This is a genomic window from Pseudomonas sp. MS646, from assembly GCF_036693845.1.
In the GTDB taxonomy this organism is placed as follows: Bacteria; Pseudomonadota; Gammaproteobacteria; order Pseudomonadales; family Pseudomonadaceae; genus Aquipseudomonas; species Aquipseudomonas chlororaphis_E.
Genome location: NZ_CP144763.1, coordinates 2,952,084 through 2,969,120 on the forward strand (window position 1 = coordinate 2,952,084; position 17,037 = coordinate 2,969,120).

The 17,037-nt window shown below is 63.2% G+C and carries 15 protein-coding genes; 8 read left to right on the top strand and 7 right to left on the bottom strand.

Annotated elements, in window-relative coordinates:
• Positions 1 to 7 precede the first annotated feature (7 nt).
• The 8 genes from V3H56_RS13045 to V3H56_RS13080 all read left to right on the top strand — a co-directional run bounded on the left by V3H56_RS13045 (position 8) and on the right by V3H56_RS13080 (position 8,273).
• Positions 8 to 754, top strand: coding sequence for a glycosyltransferase family 2 protein (locus tag V3H56_RS13045; protein ID WP_338474720.1), 747 nt, complete (start codon positions 8 to 10; stop codon positions 752 to 754).
• Between the two features lies 1 nt (position 755).
• Positions 756 to 1,049, top strand: coding sequence for a lipid-A-disaccharide synthase N-terminal domain-containing protein (locus V3H56_RS13050; protein ID WP_338474721.1), 294 nt, complete (start codon positions 756 to 758; stop codon positions 1,047 to 1,049).
• Between the two features lie 66 nt (positions 1,050 to 1,115).
• Complete coding sequence (locus V3H56_RS13055; protein WP_338474785.1) at positions 1,116 to 2,582, top strand: glycosyltransferase family 39 protein; 1,467 nt, start codon at positions 1,116 to 1,118, stop codon at positions 2,580 to 2,582.
• Between the two features lie 124 nt (positions 2,583 to 2,706).
• Positions 2,707 to 4,371, top strand: coding sequence for an AMP-binding protein (locus V3H56_RS13060; RefSeq protein WP_123579975.1), 1,665 nt, complete (start codon positions 2,707 to 2,709; stop codon positions 4,369 to 4,371).
• A 16-nt stretch (positions 4,372 to 4,387) separates the two neighbouring features.
• Positions 4,388 to 5,149 carry an SDR family NAD(P)-dependent oxidoreductase gene (locus V3H56_RS13065; protein ID WP_338474722.1) on the top strand — a complete coding sequence of 254 codons (762 nt, stop codon included), beginning with the start codon at positions 4,388 to 4,390 and terminating at the stop codon, positions 5,147 to 5,149.
• Positions 5,150 to 5,161: 12 nt separating this feature from the next.
• Complete coding sequence (locus V3H56_RS13070; protein ID WP_212803774.1) at positions 5,162 to 6,349, top strand: acetyl-CoA C-acyltransferase; 1,188 nt, start codon at positions 5,162 to 5,164, stop codon at positions 6,347 to 6,349.
• A gap of 9 nt (positions 6,350 to 6,358) precedes the next feature.
• Positions 6,359 to 7,486, top strand: a complete 1,128-nt coding sequence (locus V3H56_RS13075) for an acyl-CoA dehydrogenase (RefSeq protein WP_338474723.1) — start codon at positions 6,359 to 6,361, stop codon at positions 7,484 to 7,486.
• A 13-nt stretch (positions 7,487 to 7,499) separates the two neighbouring features.
• Complete coding sequence (locus V3H56_RS13080) at positions 7,500 to 8,273, top strand: enoyl-CoA hydratase (RefSeq protein ID WP_042728095.1); 774 nt, start codon at positions 7,500 to 7,502, stop codon at positions 8,271 to 8,273.
• Positions 8,274 to 8,652: 379 nt separating this feature from the next.
• Here the strand turns inward: V3H56_RS13080 and V3H56_RS13085 are convergent, their stop codons facing one another.
• From V3H56_RS13085 to V3H56_RS13115, 7 genes are all read right to left on the bottom strand, one after another.
• Positions 8,653 to 9,804, bottom strand: coding sequence for an acyl-CoA dehydrogenase family protein (locus V3H56_RS13085; protein WP_042728094.1), 1,152 nt, complete (start codon positions 9,802 to 9,804; stop codon positions 8,653 to 8,655).
• Positions 9,805 to 9,806: 2 nt separating this feature from the next.
• The gene (locus V3H56_RS13090) at positions 9,807 to 10,913 is read right to left on the bottom strand and encodes an enoyl-CoA hydratase/isomerase family protein (protein WP_042728093.1); all 1,107 of its coding nucleotides are present in this window, start codon (positions 10,911 to 10,913) and stop codon (positions 9,807 to 9,809) included.
• Positions 10,914 to 11,047: 134 nt separating this feature from the next.
• Entirely contained in the window at positions 11,048 to 11,755 is a 708-nt protein-coding gene (locus tag V3H56_RS13095; protein ID WP_042728092.1) for an HPP family protein, read from the bottom strand.
• Between the two features lie 173 nt (positions 11,756 to 11,928).
• Positions 11,929 to 13,308 (bottom strand): UDP-glucose/GDP-mannose dehydrogenase family protein, encoded by a 1,380-nt coding sequence (locus V3H56_RS13100; protein WP_212803775.1) that lies wholly within the window; start codon positions 13,306 to 13,308, stop codon positions 11,929 to 11,931.
• 745 nt (positions 13,309 to 14,053) lie between these two features.
• Positions 14,054 to 15,201, bottom strand: a protein-coding gene (locus V3H56_RS13105) for an IS3 family transposase (protein ID WP_144419424.1) whose coding sequence is annotated in 2 segments (ribosomal slippage) — positions 14,054 to 14,946 and positions 14,946 to 15,201 — 1,149 coding nt in all. Because the reading frame shifts where the segments join, the coding sequence is not laid out codon by codon here.
• A gap of 324 nt (positions 15,202 to 15,525) precedes the next feature.
• Positions 15,526 to 16,446, bottom strand: coding sequence for a LysR family transcriptional regulator (locus V3H56_RS13110; RefSeq protein WP_123578996.1), 921 nt, complete (start codon positions 16,444 to 16,446; stop codon positions 15,526 to 15,528).
• Positions 16,447 to 16,468: 22 nt separating this feature from the next.
• Positions 16,469 to 17,029 (bottom strand): hypothetical protein, encoded by a 561-nt coding sequence (locus V3H56_RS13115; protein WP_338474724.1) that lies wholly within the window; start codon positions 17,027 to 17,029, stop codon positions 16,469 to 16,471.
• Positions 17,030 to 17,037 lie beyond the last annotated feature (8 nt).

A 17,037-nucleotide genomic window follows, 5' to 3' on the forward strand; every position in this document is an offset into this window, starting at 1 on the left:
GAGCGTCATGCAGCAAGATCCCTATGTGTCGGTCCTGATTCCGGCGAAGAACGAAGCAGGCAACCTCATTCCGTTGCTCGAAGAGGTGCGTGCCGCATTAGCCGATGAAGCCTTCGAGGTCATCGTGGTGGACGACGGCAGCACCGACGCCACCGCCGCGCAATTGCGCACGCTGCACAACAGCGGCGACTACCCGCAATTGCGCGTGCTCACCCATGCCCGTTCCCTGGGGCAAAGCACGTCGATCCATCACGCTGCCGAGGTGGCGCGTGGGCATTGGTTGGCCACCCTCGACGGTGATGGCCAGAACGATCCGGCCGACCTGCCCGGGATGATTGAGCTGGTGCGCGGCTCCGAAGGCCAGCCAGGCGGCGTCAAGCTGGTGGCCGGGCACCGGGTCAACCGCCGGGACACGGCGAGCAAGCGCTGGGCGTCGCGATTTGCCAACAAGTTGCGCGCCGGCCTGCTGAAGGACCAGACGCCCGACACCGGTTGCGGCATCAAGTTGATCGAGCGCCAGGCGTTTCTGCGCCTGCCGTACTTCGACCACATGCACCGTTTCATTCCTGCGCTGATCCGCCGCCACAACGGCCGAATGCTGGTGCAGCCGGTCAACCACCGTGAGCGCGGGGCCGGGGTTTCCAACTACGGCAACCTCGACCGCGCCCTGGTGGGCATCCTCGATCTGTTTGGGGTGTGGTGGCTGATAAAGCGCACGCGGCTGGACGTCAACGCACACGAAACCGAGGTCTGAAATGGGCAGAGAATCGATATGGCTGGCGGTTGGCTTCGGCGGCCAGTTGGCCTTCACCGGGCGTTTCGTCCTGCAGTGGCTTTACAGCGAGTACAAGAAGCGCAGCTTGATCCCCGTAGGGTTCTGGTACCTGAGCATCGTCGGCAGCGCGTTGTTGTTGGCCTATGCCATCTACCGCCAGGATCCGGTCTTCATCGTCGGCCAGTCGTTCGGCTTCGTGGTGTACCTGCGCAATTTGCAGTTGATCGCCAAGCAGGCCGAGCAGGCCAGCCATGAACTGGATCAAAAGGGCTGACCGGTGCGGATACGCTTGGCTTCTTCGCGGTGGGAGCTGCTGGCCCTGGTGTTGCTGGCACTGGTGATGGTGGGCGCCGGTCTCGGTTGGCGCCAACCGATGAACGTCGACGAGGAGCGTTTCCTCGGCGTGGCCCTGGAAATGCTGCAGAACGGATCGTGGTTCATTCCCCACCGCGCCGGTGAGATCTACGCAGACAAACCGCCGCTGTTCATGTGGACGGTGGCGCTCTTCGTGCAGCTCACCCATCTGCCGAAAGTCGCGCTGTACCTGCCGGCGCTGATGGCGAGCGCCGTGACCACGGCGTGCCTGTATGACCTGGGGCGCCGGCTGTGGGGGCGGCGTATCGGGGTGATCGCCGCACTGTTGTTCCTGGCGACCTACCAGACCTACAGCATTTTGCGCACCGGGCAAATCGACGGCTTCCTCGCGCTCTGGACCATCCTCGGGATCTATGGCCTGTGCCGGCACCTATTGCTGGGGCCCGCCTGGCGCTGGTATTACGTGGCCTGCGCGGCGATGGGGCTGGGCATCATCAGCAAGGGTGTGGGCTTTCTGCCGGCGTTGATGCTGCTTCCCTATGCTTATGCGGTGCGTAAAGGTTGGAAAGGCGTGGTGCCGATGCCCGGCAAGGCCGGGGCATGGTGGTTGGGCTTGCTGGTGGCGCTGGCCGCCATTGCGCTGTGGCTGGGGCCGTTGCTGCTGATCGTGGGGCAGGGCGGCGCCGACAGCCTGGCGTACATTCAGGAAATCCTGTTCAAGCAGACGGCCGGCCGTTACGCCAACGCCTGGGAGCATCGCGAACCCTTCTGGTATTTCTTCGTCCACGTGATTCCGAAGTACTGGCTGCCGCTGGTCTTCATGCTGCCCTGGCTGGTGCCGGCCTGGCGCAAACAGTTGCGCAAGCACGATGGGCGGGTGTTGGTGCTGCTGGGCTGGGTGCTGCTGGTGTTGCTGTTTTTCAGCCTGAGCAGCGGCAAGCGCAAGCTGTACATCTTCCCGGCGTTGCCGGCCCTGGTGTTGATCGCCGCGCCGTTGGTCCCGTGGATGCTGCGCCGTTGGTTCCGCCAGCGCCCCAAGGGCCGGTGGGTCTTCACGGCATTGACGGTGTTCTGGCTGTGCGCCTGGTTTGCCCGTGGTTTCATCGAGCCCCACAAAGAAGGCCTCAACCCTCACGAAACCCTCATGCGCGATGTGGCGCAACTGACCGGCGGCGCCGAGCTGGCCCTGGTCGGTTGGCGCGAGGGGCATTGGTTGTTCGCCCGGCAGCCGGTGGTGCATTTCGGTTTCTACAACCGTCATTCGCTGGAACATTCCGCCCAGTGGCTGCGCAGCCACCCGCAGGCTTTCGTCCTGGTGCCTGGCAAGGAAATGGCCCGCTGCTACGACCCGCAGAAAGCCCGTCGCGTGGGCGGTACCTCCAGGGCCGAATGGTTCCTGGTGGGGGCCGAGGCCGACAACCACCACTGCCAGGTGGCCGAATTGGACAAGGTGTATGCCTTTGCGTGGGAGCGGCCTCTGTCCCCACCCTGAACCATGGCCAAAGCAGTCAAGCAACTTGATGGCTTTGACCATTGCCGCCTCCGCCCATCGGCGCGAGTATTTCCCTGCTGTCTACGGCTCCCCAACCAATAAAAAGTACAGAGGGATTCTGCTCATGCGCGATTACTCGTCGGCCATTTCCCAATTCGACTACCCAGGCACCGTCAACGCCGCCCTGCATGGCTCGCTCGAGGCACTCAACGCCTGTGTCGAATGTTGCGACCGGCATGCGTTGCCGGGGCACATCGCATTGTTCTGGGAGGGGCGTGATGGCCGCGAGGCGACCTGGACGTTCCGCGACTTGCAGGACCAGGCCGCACGCTTCGCCAATTTCCTGCTGGCCCAAGGGGTAGGCAAGGGCGACAAAGTGGCCGGCCTGTTGCCGCGCACCGCCGAGTTGCTGATCGTGGTGCTCGCCACCTGGCGCATCGGGGCGGTGTACCAGCCGCTGTTCACCGCGTTCGGGCCCAAGGCCATCGAGCATCGCCTCGGCAGTTCCGGTGCGCGCCTGGTGGTCACCGACGCGGTCAACCGACCGAAACTCGCCGAAGTCGCCGGTTGCCCCACCGTGGTCACGGTCGGCGGTGAACAGGGCCGAGGCATCGTGCGCGGCGACTACAGTTTCTGGGCCGAAGTGACGAACCATTCCAACCAGTGCGAACCGGTGATGCTCACCGGCGAAGATCCGTTCCTGCTGATGTTCACCTCCGGCACCACCGGGCCTGCGAAGGCGCTGTCGGTGCCGCTCAAGGCCATCGTGGCGTTCCAGAGCTACACCCGTGACGCGGTGGACCTGCGCCCCGAAGACGCCTTCTGGAACCTAGCCGACCCGGGCTGGGCCTACGGCATCTACTTTGGCGTGACCGGTCCCCTGGCGATGGGGCACCCGATCACCTTCTACGATGGCCCGTTCACCCTGGAAAGCACCTGCCGGGTGATCAACAAGTACGGCATCACCAACCTCACGGGGTCACCCACGGCCTATCGCATGCTGATCGCCGGGGGTGAGCAGTTCGCCCGGTCGATCAAGGGCAAGCTGCGCATTGTCAGTAGCGCCGGCGAGCCGTTGAACCCGGAAGTGATCCGCTGGTTCGCCGATCACCTGGGCGTGGTCATCCACGACCATTACGGCCAGACCGAACTGGGCATGGTGCTGTGCAACCACCACGGGCTCGAACATCCGGTGCACCTGGGGGCCGCGGGCTTCGCCTCGCCGGGCCACCGGATCGTGGTGCTGGATGACCAGCATCAGGAGCTGGGCGTCGGCCAGCCGGGGATCCTCGCCGTGGATCGCAGCCAGTCGCCCATGTGCTGGTTCGCCGGTTACCAGGGCGGGCCGACCAAGGCGTTCGTGGGTGATTATTACCTGAGCGGCGATACCGTCGAGCTGAACCCGGACGGCAGCATCAGTTTCGTCGGGCGCAGCGATGACGTGATCACCACCTCTGGCTACCGCGTCGGCCCGTTCGATGTGGAAAGCGCCCTGATCGAACACCCGGCGGTGGTCGAGGCCGCAGTGGTCGGCAAGCCTGACCTGGAGCGTACCGAGTTGGTGAAGGCGTTCGTCGTGCTCAATGCCCAATACCGCGCCGACCCGGCGTTGGCCGAGGAACTGCGCCAACACGTGCGCAAGCGCCTGGCTGCCCATGCGTATCCCCGTGAAATCGAATTTGTCAGTGACTTGCCGAAAACCCCAAGCGGCAAGTTGCAGCGCTTTATCTTGCGCAACCAGGAAATCGCCAAGGCCCAAGAAGCCGCGGCGCAGAACGTTTCAGCTTGAACCCAAGGAAACCATGATGCAGATCGACAGCAAGATTTTCCTCGTCAGCGGCGGTGCGTCCGGCCTCGGTGCGGCCACTGGCGAGATGCTGGTCAAGGCCGGCGCCCAGGTGATGCTGGTGGACCTCAACGCCGACGCCGTGGCGGCGCAGGCGCAGAAACTGGGTTGCCACAGCGTGGTGGCGGACATCAGCGACGAAGCGGCGGTGCAAGCCGCGGTCAAGGCCACGGTCGATGCCTTTGGTGGCCTCAATGGCCTGGTGAATTGCGCGGGCATCGTGCGCGGCGAGAAGATCCTGGGCAAGCACGGCCCCCACGGGTTGGCCAGCTTCAGCCAGGTGATCAACGTCAACCTGATCGGCAGCTTCAACCTGTTGCGACTGGCGGCCGCGGCCATCGCCGAAACCGAGGCAAACGCCGACGGTGAACGCGGGGTGATCATCAACACGGCGTCGGTGGCGGCGTTCGACGGCCAGATCGGCCAGGCGGCCTATGCGGCGTCCAAGGGCGCCATCGCCAGCCTGACCCTGCCGGCCGCCCGGGAGCTGGCGCGCTTCGGCATCCGGGTGATGACCATCGCCCCGGGCATTTTCGAAACCCCGATGATGGCCGGCATGACCCCTGAGGTGCGCGACTCGCTGGCCGCCGGCGTGCCGTTCCCGCCACGCCTGGGCAAACCGGACGAGTACGCGGCGCTGGTGCGGCATATCATTGAAAACAGCATGCTCAACGGCGAGGTGATCCGTCTCGACGGTGCCTTGCGCATGGCCGCCAAATAAGGAGCACTTGTCATGTCCAACGATCCGATTGTCATCGTCAGCGCCGTCCGTACCCCCATGGGCGGTTTCCAGGGCGAACTCAAGAGCCTCAGCGCCCCGCAATTGGGCGCGGCGGCCATCAAGGCCGCGGTGGAGCGCGCCGGTATTGCGGCCGACAGCGTGGAAGAAGTGCTGTTCGGCTGCGTGCTGGCGGCCGGCCTCGGCCAGGCCCCGGCACGCCAGGCCGCGCTGGGTGCCGGGCTCGACAAGTCGACCCGTTGCACCACCCTGAACAAGATGTGCGGCTCGGGCATGGAAGCGACGATCCTGGCCCACGACATGCTCGTTGCCGGCAGCGCCGACGTGGTCGTGGCCGGCGGCATGGAAAGCATGTCCAACGCGCCTTACCTGCTCGACCGTGCCCGCAGCGGGTATCGGATGGGCCACGGCAAGGTGCTCGACCACATGTTCCTCGACGGCCTGGAAGACGCCTACGACAAGGGCCGCCTGATGGGCACCTTCGCCGAGGATTGCGCCGAAGCCAACGGTTTCAGCCGCGAAGCCCAGGACGCCTTCGCCATTGCCTCCACTACCCGGGCCCAGCAGGCGATCAAGGACGGCCGCTTCGATGCCGAGATCGTGCCGCTGCAGGTCATGGTCGGCAAGGAGCAGGTGACGGTGCGCCACGACGAGCAACCACCCAAGGCGCGAATCGACAAGATCGCCTCGCTCAAGCCGGCGTTCCGTGACGGCGGTACGGTGACGGCGGCCAATGCCAGTTCGATTTCCGACGGGGCCGCCGCCCTGGTGCTGATGCGCCAGAGCCAGGCGGCCCAGCGTGGCTTGAAGCCTCTGGCGGTGATTCACGGCCATGCGGCGTTCGCCGACACCCCGAGTCTGTTCCCGACCGCTCCCGTTGGCGCGGTGAAGAAACTGCTGAAGAAGACCGGCTGGTCCGTGGCTGACATCGACCTGTTCGAGGTCAACGAAGCCTTCGCCGTGGTGGGCCTGGTGACCATGGGCAAGCTGGAAATCCCCCATGACAAGGTCAACGTCCATGGCGGTGCCTGCGCGTTGGGTCACCCCATTGGTGCGTCCGGGGCGCGAATCCTGGTTACCCTGCTGTCGGCCTTGCGCCAGAAGGGCCTCAAGCGCGGCGTCGCGGCAATTTGCATCGGCGGCGGCGAAGCCACGGCCATGGCTGTCGAATGCCTGTATTGAGGAACCACCATGCTCCCGACTGAAGAACAGACACACATCAGCAACGCCGCCCGGCAATTTGCCCAGGAGCGTTTGAAACCGTTCGCGGCCGAGTGGGACCGCGAGCACCGCTTTCCCAAGGAAGCCATCGGTGAAATGGCCGAGCTGGGCTTCTTCGGCATGCTCGTGCCGGAGCAGTGGGGCGGTTGCGACACCGGCTACCTGGCCTACGCCATGGCCTTGGAAGAAATCGCTGCCGGTGACGGGGCGTGCTCGACGATCATGAGCGTGCACAACTCGGTGGGCTGCGTGCCGATCCTGACCTTCGGCAACGACGAGCAGAAGGCCCGGTTCCTCACGCCGCTGGCCAGCGGGGCGATGCTGGGCGCGTTCGCCCTGACCGAACCCCAGGCCGGTTCGGACGCCAGCAGCCTGAAGACCCGAGCGCGACTGGACGGGGATCATTACGTACTCAATGGCTGCAAGCAGTTCATCACTTCCGGGCAGAACGCCGGGGTGGTGATCGTGTTTGCGGTGACGGATCCGGCGGCTGGCAAAGGCGGCATAAGTGCGTTCATCGTGCCCACCGATTCGCCGGGCTACACCGTGGCGCGGGTCGAGGACAAGCTCGGCCAGCACGCCTCGGACACCTGCCAGATCCTCTTCGAGGACGTGAAGGTGCCGGTGGCCAATCGGCTGGGTGAGGAGGGCGAAGGCTACAGGATCGCCTTGGCGAACCTGGAAGGTGGCCGGGTCGGCATTGCCGCGCAGTCGGTGGGCATGGCCCGCGCCGCGTTCGAGGCGGCCCGGGACTATGCCCGGGAGCGGGAAAGCTTCGGCAAGGCCCTCATCGAGCATCAGGCCGTGGCGTTCCGCCTGGCCGACATGGCGACCCAGATCGCCGTGGCCCGGCAGATGGTGCACTACGCCGCCGCGCTGCGGGACAACGGCCAGCCGGCGCTGGTGGAGGCCTCCATGGCGAAGCTGTTCGCCTCGGAAATGGCCGAAAAAGTCTGCTCGATGGCATTGCAAACCCTGGGCGGTTACGGTTACCTCAACGACTTCCCGCTGGAACGCATCTACCGCGACGTGCGCGTCTGCCAGATCTACGAAGGCACCAGCGACATCCAGCGCATGGTCATTTCGCGCAATCTTTGAACAGGAGTGCTGCATGAGCTACGAAACGATTCTATTGGAGATCAAGGACCGCGTCGGCCTGATCACCCTCAACCGTCCCCAGGCATTGAACGCCCTGAACGCCCAGATCGTCAGTGAATTGAACCAGGCACTGGACAGCCTGGAGGCCGATCCGAAGATTGGCTGCATCGTGCTGACCGGCTCGAAGAAAGCCTTTGCCGCTGGCGCCGATATCAAGGAAATGGCTGAGCTGACCTATCCGCAGATCTACCTGGATGATTTGTTCAGCGACAGCGATCGGGTGGCCAACCGGCGCAAGCCGATCATTGCGGCGGTGAACGGCTTTGCCTTGGGCGGTGGCTGCGAACTGGCGTTGATGTGCGACTTCATTCTGGCCGGCGACAATGCCAAGTTCGGCCAGCCGGAAATCAACCTCGGCGTGCTCCCGGGCATGGGCGGCACCCAGCGCCTGACCCGTGCGGTGGGCAAGGCCAAGGCCATGGAAATGTGCTTGACCGGGCGCTTTATCGACGCGGTGGAAGCCGAGCGTTGCGGCATCGTGGCGCGGATCGTACCGGCCGATGAGCTGCTGGATGATGCGCTGAAGACGGCGGCGTTGATTGCGTCCAAGTCGGTGCCGATCAGCATGATGGTCAAGGAAAGCGTCAACCGCGCCTTTGAAGTCAGTCTGTCCGAGGGTGTGCGCTTCGAGCGCCGGGTGTTCCACGCCGCATTCGCGACGCAGGATCAGAAGGAAGGCATGGCGGCATTCGTGGCGAAACGGGCGGCGGAGTTCCAGAACAAGTAACCTGACGCCGTCACTGGCGCCATCGCGAGCAAGCTCGCTCCCACAGGGGATTTGGGGTGTGTAGGCCACCGCACCCTGTGGGAGCGGGCTTGCCCGCGAAGACGCCGGCACACCCAGCATAGAAGTGACTGACCTAACGCTTTCGCGAGCAAGCCCGCTCCCACACTGGATCTCAGGTGTACGCAGCTTTTGTGTACGCCACTGGACCCTGTGGGAGAGGGCTTGCCCGCGAAGACGCCGGCACACCCAGCATAGAAGTGACTGACCTAGCGCTTTCGCGAGCAAGCCCGCTCCCACACTGGATCTAAGGTGTACGCAGCCTTTGTGTACGCCCTCGGACTCTGTGGGAGCGAGCTTGCTCGCGATGCTTTTTAAGCGATCACACCAGGTAGTGTTTCAATTCCCGGGCAATCACCATCCGCTGTATCTCGCTCGACCCTTCATAGATCTGGGTGATTCGCGCATCGCGGTAGTAGCGTTCCACCGGGTAGTCCTCCAGATAACCGTACCCGCCATGGATCTGGATGGCCGAGGAGCAGACTTTCTCGGCGATTTCGGAAGCGAACAGCTTGGCCTGGGAGGCTTCCGACAGGCAGGGTTTGCCAGCGCTGCGCAGGCGGGCGGCATGGAGGATGAGCAGGCGGGCGGCGTTCAGGCGGGTGTGCATGTCGGCCAGCAGGTTGGCGACGCTTTGGTGTTCACCGATCGGCTTGTCGAATTGCACCCGGTCACGCGAGTAGGCCAGCGCCGCTTCGAATGCGGCGCGGGCGATGCCCAGGGCCTGCGCGGCAATGCCGATGCGGCCGCCTTCGAGGTTGGAGAGGGCGATGGCCAGGCCTTTGCCACGTGCGCCCAACAGGTTCGCCTCAGGGATCGCGCAGTTGCTCAAGGTCACCGCGCAGGTGTCCGAGGCACGGATGCCCATCTTGTGCTCGGTGCGGTCGACGATGAACCCCGGGGTATCGGTGGGCACCAGGAACGCCGAGATGCCTTTCTTGCCCAGGTCCGGGTCGGTCACGGCGAAGACGATCGCCAGTTTTGCCCGCTTGCCATTGCTGACGAATTGCTTGGCGCCGTTGATGATCCACTGGCCGTCGCGCAGTTCGGCGCGGGTGCGCAGGTTGTGGGCTTCGGAGCCGGCCTGGGGTTCGGTCAGGCAGAAGCAGCCAATGGCCTGGCCGCTGGCAAGGTCGGCCAGCCACGTCTGTTTCTGGGCCTCGGTGCCGAAGTTCAGGACCGGGCCGCAGCCCACCGAGTTATGGATGCTCATCAGTGCGCCGGTGGCGCCATCGCCGGCGGAGATCTCTTCCACCGCCAGGGCATAGGCCACGTAGTCGACATAAGTGCCGCCCCATTCTTCCGGCACCACCATGCCAAGCAGGCCCAGTTCGCCCATCTTCGCCACCAGGGCGTCGTCGATCCATCCGGCCTTTTCCCAGGCCTGGGCATGGGGGGCGATTTCGCCACGGGCGAAGTCCCGGGCCATGTCGCGGATCATTACTTGTTCTTCGGTCAGTTCGAGGTCGTGCATGTTCAGTTCCCGTGGTCGTCGAAGCCGTCGAAGAAACTGGCCACGTGCCCGGCGTCCAGCGCTTGCAACGTGGGTGGGTTCCAGCGCGGGTTCTTGTCTTTGTCGATCAGCAAGGCGCGCACGCCTTCAATCAGGTCGCCGCGTTCGAACCATTGACGGTCCAGGTGCAGCTCCAGGGCAAAACAGTTTTCCAGGCTCAGGTGCCGCCCGCGCCGGAGCATTTCCAGGGTCACGGCCATGGCCAGGGGGGAACGGGTTTCCAGCAGTTCGGCGGTCTTGAGCGCCCATTCGTGGCTGTTGGCGACCGTGACCTGACGCAATTGCTCGACCATGCTCGGCACATCGGGCAGGCCGAAGAAATGATCGATGACCGCACGCAAGTCAGCCAAGGGGGGCGCCGGGAGCTGCTGCACACCCAGCTTGGCCAGCAGGCTTTGCAGGTCTTTGAGCGGCGTGTCATGCCACTCCAGTCGATCGAGGCGCTCGTCGAGCTGGGCGAGTTTCCGGCTGTCCAGGTACCAGTCGGCCAACCCGCAATACAAGGCGTCGGCGGCGCGGATCTGGGTGCCACTGACCCCCAGGTAGATGCCCAGCTCACCCGGAATGCGCGGCAGGAAATAACTGCCGCCTACGTCTGGGAAGTAACCGATGCCGACCTCTGGCATGCCCAGGCGGCTGCGCTCGGTCACTACCCGCAGGTCAGCGCCTTGCACCAGGCCCATGCCGCCGCCCAGGACGAAACCGTCCATGAGGGCGAGGACCGGCTTGCGGTAATGGTGGATCGTCAGGTCGAGGGCGTATTCCTCGACGAAGAAGTCTTCATGCAGGGTGTCGCCCTGCTTGTGGCTGTCGTACAGCGAACGGATATCGCCGCCGGCACAAAACGCCTTGTCGCCGGCACCGCGCAGGACCACCGCGTGAATCTGCGGGTCGAGGGCCCAGCGATCGAGCTGTTGCTGCAAGCTGCGCACCATGCCCAGGGTGAGCGCATTGAGGCCGGCAGGGCGGTTCAGGGTCAAGTGGCCAATGTGGTTACGGACCTCCACCAGCACGTCGTAAACCTGGGCGGCGACCGTTCCGCTGGCCTGTGATGAAACCTGAGCTGTCATCGCTAACTCCCTGCTTTTATTGTCTTTTACAATTTTTTAGGCGCGTATGCGAACGGGATCGTAACAGTGCAAATTTGCACAGCACAACCGGCATACGTGCAGGTCCTGTCTGCATATTTATAGCAGCCACAGGATCATCCGCGACCCGACAGCACCTCCGTGATGCTGCGACGCTTGGCATGACGCTCGCTGGCATGGACCAATTGCTCAAGATCTTCGGGGGTGACGTCGAAGAAGGCTTCCATTTCCGCCAGCGCCAATTTCAGGTCCTGGGCGGTGATGGCCTGCCGGTCGACGGGCGGGTGGTCGGCCGGAATGACCGCCACCGGCTCGCTGGCGCGCTTGGGGTAGCGCACGCGGGTCAGGTTGTTGTAGGCCAGCGCAAACGCCAGCAGGCCACTGCCGGCCAGCATCGTCACACCGACGGCCTGCCAGCCCAGGGCCGCGATGGACGGGTCCGCCAACACCAGCGTCGCCGCCACGGCGCCCGCCGGTGGGTGCAGGCAGCGCAACCAGCACATCAGCACCAGCGCCATGCCGGCCGCCAGGCAGGCGCTGCCCAGGGTGCGGCCCAGCACGTGGGCCACCAGCACCGCCACCACCGAGGCGCACAGGTAGCCGCCCACGATCGACCACGGCTGGGCCAGGGCACCGGACGACACGGCAAACAGCAGCACCGCCGAAGCCCCCAGCGGGCCGATGATGTGCTGTGCCACCTCCAGGCCGTACACCTGGCCACAGAGCCAGATACTGAACATCGTTCCCAAGGCCATGCCCAAGGCGGCGCGGCTCCATTCGGTGGGACGGGTATTGATAGCAGCGGGGAACCAGCGAGAGAGCATTAAGCACCGATCCAAAAAACGAGCAAAAAAAGGGGCTTACGGGGGAATCCCTGAAAGCCCTTTAAGTGTTCCAACAGTTGGGGGAGGAACGGCGTTCAGTGTGCCGTTCGTCACTCGCGCTTACAAATTCATATTAATGCTGGTTGAGTTCATTAATTTTGAGGTTAAGGGCTTCAAGCACGCTTGGACGCTTGAAACCAGGACTGCTCGGCGATGGGCAGGTCGCGCGATTGCCCGCGGCCCATGGGGAAGTAGGTGAAGCCTTTGTCTTGCATGCGCTCCGGGTCGTAGAGGTTGCGCCCGTCGAAAATCACCGGGGCCTTGAGCCGCTGCTGGATCAGGTTGAAGTCCGGCGCCTTGAAGGCCTGCCACTCGGTGCAAATGACCAGTGCATCGGCCCCCGGCAGCACCGACTCCGGCGTGCCCATCAACATGAGCTTCGTTTCGTTGGGGTAGAGCAGTTGGGTTTGCTGCATGGCCTCGGGGTCGAACGCACGGACACTGGCACCCGCCGCCCAGAGGGATTCGAGCAAGGTACGGCTCGGCGCGTCGCGCATGTCGTCGGTGTTGGGCTTGAAGGCCAGGCCCCACAGCGCAAAGGTCTTGCCGCGCAGGTCGCCCTTGTAGAAAGCATGGATGCGTTCGAACAGTTTGTGTTTCTGCCGGCGGTTGATCGATTCCACCGCTTGCAGCAGGTCGCTGGAACAATGGGCCTGCTCAGCGCTGTGGATCAGCGCGCGCATGTCCTTGGGGAAGCACGAGCCGCCATAGCCGCAGCCTGGGTAGATGAAGTGATAGCCGATGCGCGAGTCGGCCCCGATGCCCAGGCGCACCGATTCGATGTCGGCCCCCAGGTGCTCGGCCAGTTCCGCGATCTGGTTGATGAAGCTGATCTTGGTCGCCAGCATGCCGTTGGCGGCGTATTTGGTCAGCTCGGCGCTGCGCACGTCCATGAACAGTACCCGGTCGTGGTTGCGATTGAACGGAGCGTACAGGTCGCGCATGGTTGCGCGCACTTCATCGCGTTCGCAGCCGATCACGATGCGATCCGGGCGTCGGCAATCGGCGACTGCCGAGCCTTCCTTGAGGAATTCCGGGTTGGACACGATATCGAACTGCAACAAGCGTCCGGTCTTGAGCAGGCATTTGTCGATGTGAGCCCGCAGGAGATCACCGGTGCCCACTGGCACGGTGGACTTTTCCACCACGATGAGCGGCAACTCCCGGTAGCGGGCGACCGCCTCACCGACGGCCATGACTTGGCTCAGGTCGGCCGAGCCATCGTCTCGCGAAGGCGTGCCCACGGCGATGAACAGCACCTGGCCGTGCTGCACGGCCAGTGACTCATCACTGGTGAAATGCAAGCGCCCGGCCTCCAGCCCCTCCCGCACCAGCGCCGCCAACCCTGGCTCGAAGATGCTCACCTGGCCCTGGCGCAGTTGCTCGACCTTCTGCTCGTCAACGTCCATGCACACCACGTCATGGCCGACCTCGGCCAACACGGCGGCTTGCACCAAGCCTACGTAACCACTTCCCAATACACTGATTTTCATGGCGGACTCCCTGGACCATTGCGAGCGGGCAGACAGGCACATCCAGCGGGTCGCCGCCGTGCGCTCGATCCAGATTAAGTCGGGGATGTTGCAATTCACTGACAGGCCGCTTGATGAGGCCCAGAGGCTTCGCGGGCAAGCCCACAAGAGGATCTGTGGCGGACACACATCTAGAATCCACCCAATAACACTGTGGGAGCGGGCTTGCCCGCGAAAGCGGTGTGTCAGTCAACGGAGGTGTCGGATGTGCAGCCGCCTTCGCGGGCAAGCCCGCTCCCACAATGAATGTGCGTCGGACACGCCATCCGGACCCGCCGAAGAACCTGTGGGAGCGGGCTTGCCCGCGAAAGCGGTGTGTCAGTCAACGAAGGTGTCGGATGTACAGCCGTCTTCGCGGGCAAGCCCGCTCCCACAATGAATGGGCGTCGGACACGCCATCCGGACCCGCCGAAGAACCTGTGGGAGCGGGCTTGCCCGCGAAAGCGGTGTGTCAGTCAACGGAAGTGTCGAATGTACAGCCGTCTTCGCGGGCGAGCCCGCTCCCACAATGATTGTGCGTCGGACTGAGGTGGTCAATTTTTTCCGGACACCTCAATCGGTGTTTTTCAGGCTGCTTGCCGCTCATACTGATTGGGCGGCAAATAGCCCAAGGATGAATGGATTCGCCTTCCGTTATAGAACCGCACGATGTAGTCCGTGATGTCTGAGGTGGTCAATTTTTTCCGGACACCTCAATCGGTGTTTTTCAGGCTGCTTGCCGCTCATACTGATTGGGCGGCAAATAGCCCAAGGATGAATGGATTCGCCTTCCGTTATAGAACCGCACGATGTAGTCCGTGATGTCTTTGATCGCTTCGCCATGGTTGGCGTAATCCTTGCGCCAAACACGCTCCATCTTCAGATTCAAGAAGAAGCGCTCCATGACCGCATTGTCCCAGCAGTTGCCCTTGCGACTCATGCTGCAACGCATTCCATGTCGCGTCAGCAAGTTCTGGTAATCCGTACCGGCATACTGGCTGCCTCGATCCGAATGAGCGATCAAGCCCGGTTCAGGTTGTCTCTGCGCGATGGCCAGTTGCATCGCACTGCATACCAACTCTGCTCGCATGTGGGGTGCCATGGCCCAGCCCACGATTTTGCGTGAGTACAGGTCCATGACGGCCGCCAGGTACAGCCAGCCGCTGCGGGTACGGATGTAGGTGATGTCAGCGACCCACGACTGGTTGATGCGCTCGGGATTGAACTGGCGATTGAGCAGGTTCTCAGCCACCGGAAAATTGTGATTGCTGTCAGTGGTATGAACGAACTTGCGCTTCCAAATCGGACGCAAATCCTGTTGTTTCATCAGGCGGCGGACCTTGTTCCGTCCAACGGAGACGCCAGTGTCACGCAGCGCTTTCACCAAACGACGGCTGCCATAACAGTGTTCATTGGACACGAAGGCAGCCTTGAGCTGAGCGGAAACCGAGCACACAGGTTTTGGCTTCAAACGCCGCTGACGAGCTTCGTAAAACCCCGAACGACTGATCCGCAACACCCGGCAGATACGCGCCACCGGGTAGGCCTTGCATTGGACTTGGTGAACCAACTGGTGGATCACTTCAACTCGCGGGCAAAGAAGGCCGTAGCTTTTTTTAATATGTCATTATCCGTCTTCAGTTCGCGGACTTGCTGTTCAAGCTGGCGAATACGCTGCTGGTCGCTGGTCAATGGTTTGCCAATCCCCGTACCGCCCGACTGCTCGGTTTGATACTGCTGAACCCAGCGGCGCACGGCGGTATCGCTCAGGCCTAAATCGGTACAAACCGAGTTCACGCTCAGACCTTGATCAACAACCATCTTGCAGACCTTCAGCTTGAACTCGGCGTCGAATTTTCTGTACTTCTTAGTCATGGAATATTCCTCAATGAGTGTAGTTTCACCCATTGAGGTGTCCGGGGCTATTAGACCAGCTCAGACATGCCATCCGGACCCGCCGAAGAACCTGTGGGAGCGGGCTTGCCCGCGAAAGCGGTGTGTCAGTCAACGAAGGTGTCGAATGTGCAGCCGCCTTCGCGGGCAAGCCCGCTCCCACAATGAATGGGCGTCGGACACGCCATCCGGACCCGCCGAAGAACCTGTGGGAGCGGGCTTGCCCGCGAAAGCGGTGTGTCAGTCAACGGAAGTGTCGGACGTGCAGCCGCCTTCGCGGGCAAGCCCGCTCCCACAATGAATGGGTTAGTCGGCGGCCAGTTGGTATTCCGCGGGCAGTTCGGCGACGAATTCCGCCACCACGTCCCGGGTCAGGCTGATGACTTCTTCCACCCGCTCCATGCCCGCGCCGGTTCGCCAACTGGCGACGATGTCCATCACCGAAGGCAACGGCACGCCATCGACCCGTTTCAGCGTACCCTGGGCCAGCTCACCCAGGACCAGCGCCGCCGGCATGGCGCCGATGCCGAAGCCGTCGCGAACCAGGCGGGTGATGGCCGACACCGAGTTCACGCAGTTGATGCGCGGCGAGACGATATTGGCCGAGTGCAGCAGGTTGAGGATGTCTTGGTGAGGCCGGGAATTGCGCGAAAAGGTCACGATGCGTTCCTGGGACAGGTCTTCCAGAGACGCGTAGTGACGGTCATAGGCCGAGCCGCTGCGCACCAGCCAATGCATCGGATAACGGGCCAGCCGTGCATTGCGTACGCTGTCCAGGCGCAGGATGTCGGTCTGGAAAATGATGTCCTGGTAACCCTTTTCCAGTTGCGAGCACAGGTTGCTCGCGGTGTCGGCCGACAGCTCGATCTCCAGCGCCGGGTAGTAGTCCATCAGGCGTGTCACCAGGGGGCTGAGCCAGGTGTGGATGACCGTGTCCATGGCACCAATGCGAATCCGCCCGCGCACCTGGCGCGGGTCCTTGATCACGGCCTTCATGCTTTGCAGGGTGTCCATGATGCGTTCGGCATATTCCAACACCCGCTGGCCTTCGGAGGTCAGCGACACACCCTTGGCGTCACGCACGAACAGGCGCACACCCATCTCGTCCTCCAGGGCCGCGATGCGACTGGAGACGGAAGCCTGGGTGGTGAACAGTTTCTCCGCCGTCAGGCGAAAACTCTTCAGGCGTGCGACCCAGACGAAGGTTTCAAGAAACTTGATGTTCACGCGAGGCGGCTCCTTGGGTGGGTCACGGCCGTTGCGCCGCGCGTAGGTGTTCCCGGTTGGCCAGGTACTCGATCACGTCCCCAAGCTCGCCCAGGTTGGGGACGTCGCCCAGGGCGGCTTCGACGCTGCACCATGGGTAGTCCAGTCGCGAAACCCAGGCCATGATCGCCGGCAGGTTGTCCGGCGGCAGGGTTTTCATGTGTTCGAGGGTAATGGTCAATCGCTCGACCCGCTTGGACACCGGATCGAATTGCCAGTCATACGTGCCACAGCCGACGCGCGCCTCGCCGCCGTCCTTGCCAGACATCGCCACCAGCCACGGGCATTGGAACCGGTCGAGGTTCGCTGCCGGTGGCGCCCCCAGGCAAAAGGTGTAGACGTTTTCGAAGGTCTGGCCGAAACGACTGACCAGCACCTCGCCGATGGCCGCGCGGCCTTCGACGTGATCAGGAAACGAGATGGCGCCGGTGCGCACGATCATGTCGAGGATCGCCTGCGCCTCGAACGCTTGCTCCAGCAGGTGAGGGCGGTTGCCATCCTTGGCCTTGATGTACGCTTGAATCGATTGCTGGAAGGTGTTCATCGTCTGTT

Bases quoted from the DNA above. Each gene is read 5' to 3' on its own strand.
- V3H56_RS13055 (WP_338474785.1), top strand. From the start codon at position 1,116: ATGGTGGGCGCCGGTCTCGGTTGGCGCCAACCGATGAACGTCGACGAG.
- V3H56_RS13095 (WP_042728092.1), bottom strand. From the start codon at position 11,755: ATGCTCTCTCGCTGGTTCCCCGCTGCTATCAATACCCGTCCCACCGAA.
- V3H56_RS13070 (WP_212803774.1), top strand. From the start codon at position 5,162: ATGTCCAACGATCCGATTGTCATCGTCAGCGCCGTCCGTACCCCCATG.
- V3H56_RS13115 (WP_338474724.1), bottom strand. From the start codon at position 17,029: ATGAACACCTTCCAGCAATCGATTCAAGCGTACATCAAGGCCAAGGAT.
- V3H56_RS13080 (WP_042728095.1), top strand. From the start codon at position 7,500: ATGAGCTACGAAACGATTCTATTGGAGATCAAGGACCGCGTCGGCCTG.
- V3H56_RS13060 (WP_123579975.1), top strand. From the start codon at position 2,707: ATGCGCGATTACTCGTCGGCCATTTCCCAATTCGACTACCCAGGCACC.
- V3H56_RS13045 (WP_338474720.1), top strand. From the start codon at position 8: ATGCAGCAAGATCCCTATGTGTCGGTCCTGATTCCGGCGAAGAACGAA.
- V3H56_RS13085 (WP_042728094.1), bottom strand. From the start codon at position 9,804: ATGCACGACCTCGAACTGACCGAAGAACAAGTAATGATCCGCGACATG.
- V3H56_RS13100 (WP_212803775.1), bottom strand. From the start codon at position 13,308: ATGAAAATCAGTGTATTGGGAAGTGGTTACGTAGGCTTGGTGCAAGCC.
- V3H56_RS13065 (WP_338474722.1), top strand. From the start codon at position 4,388: ATGCAGATCGACAGCAAGATTTTCCTCGTCAGCGGCGGTGCGTCCGGC.
- V3H56_RS13090 (WP_042728093.1), bottom strand. From the start codon at position 10,913: ATGACAGCTCAGGTTTCATCACAGGCCAGCGGAACGGTCGCCGCCCAG.
- V3H56_RS13050 (WP_338474721.1), top strand. From the start codon at position 756: ATGGGCAGAGAATCGATATGGCTGGCGGTTGGCTTCGGCGGCCAGTTG.
- V3H56_RS13075 (WP_338474723.1), top strand. From the start codon at position 6,359: ATGCTCCCGACTGAAGAACAGACACACATCAGCAACGCCGCCCGGCAA.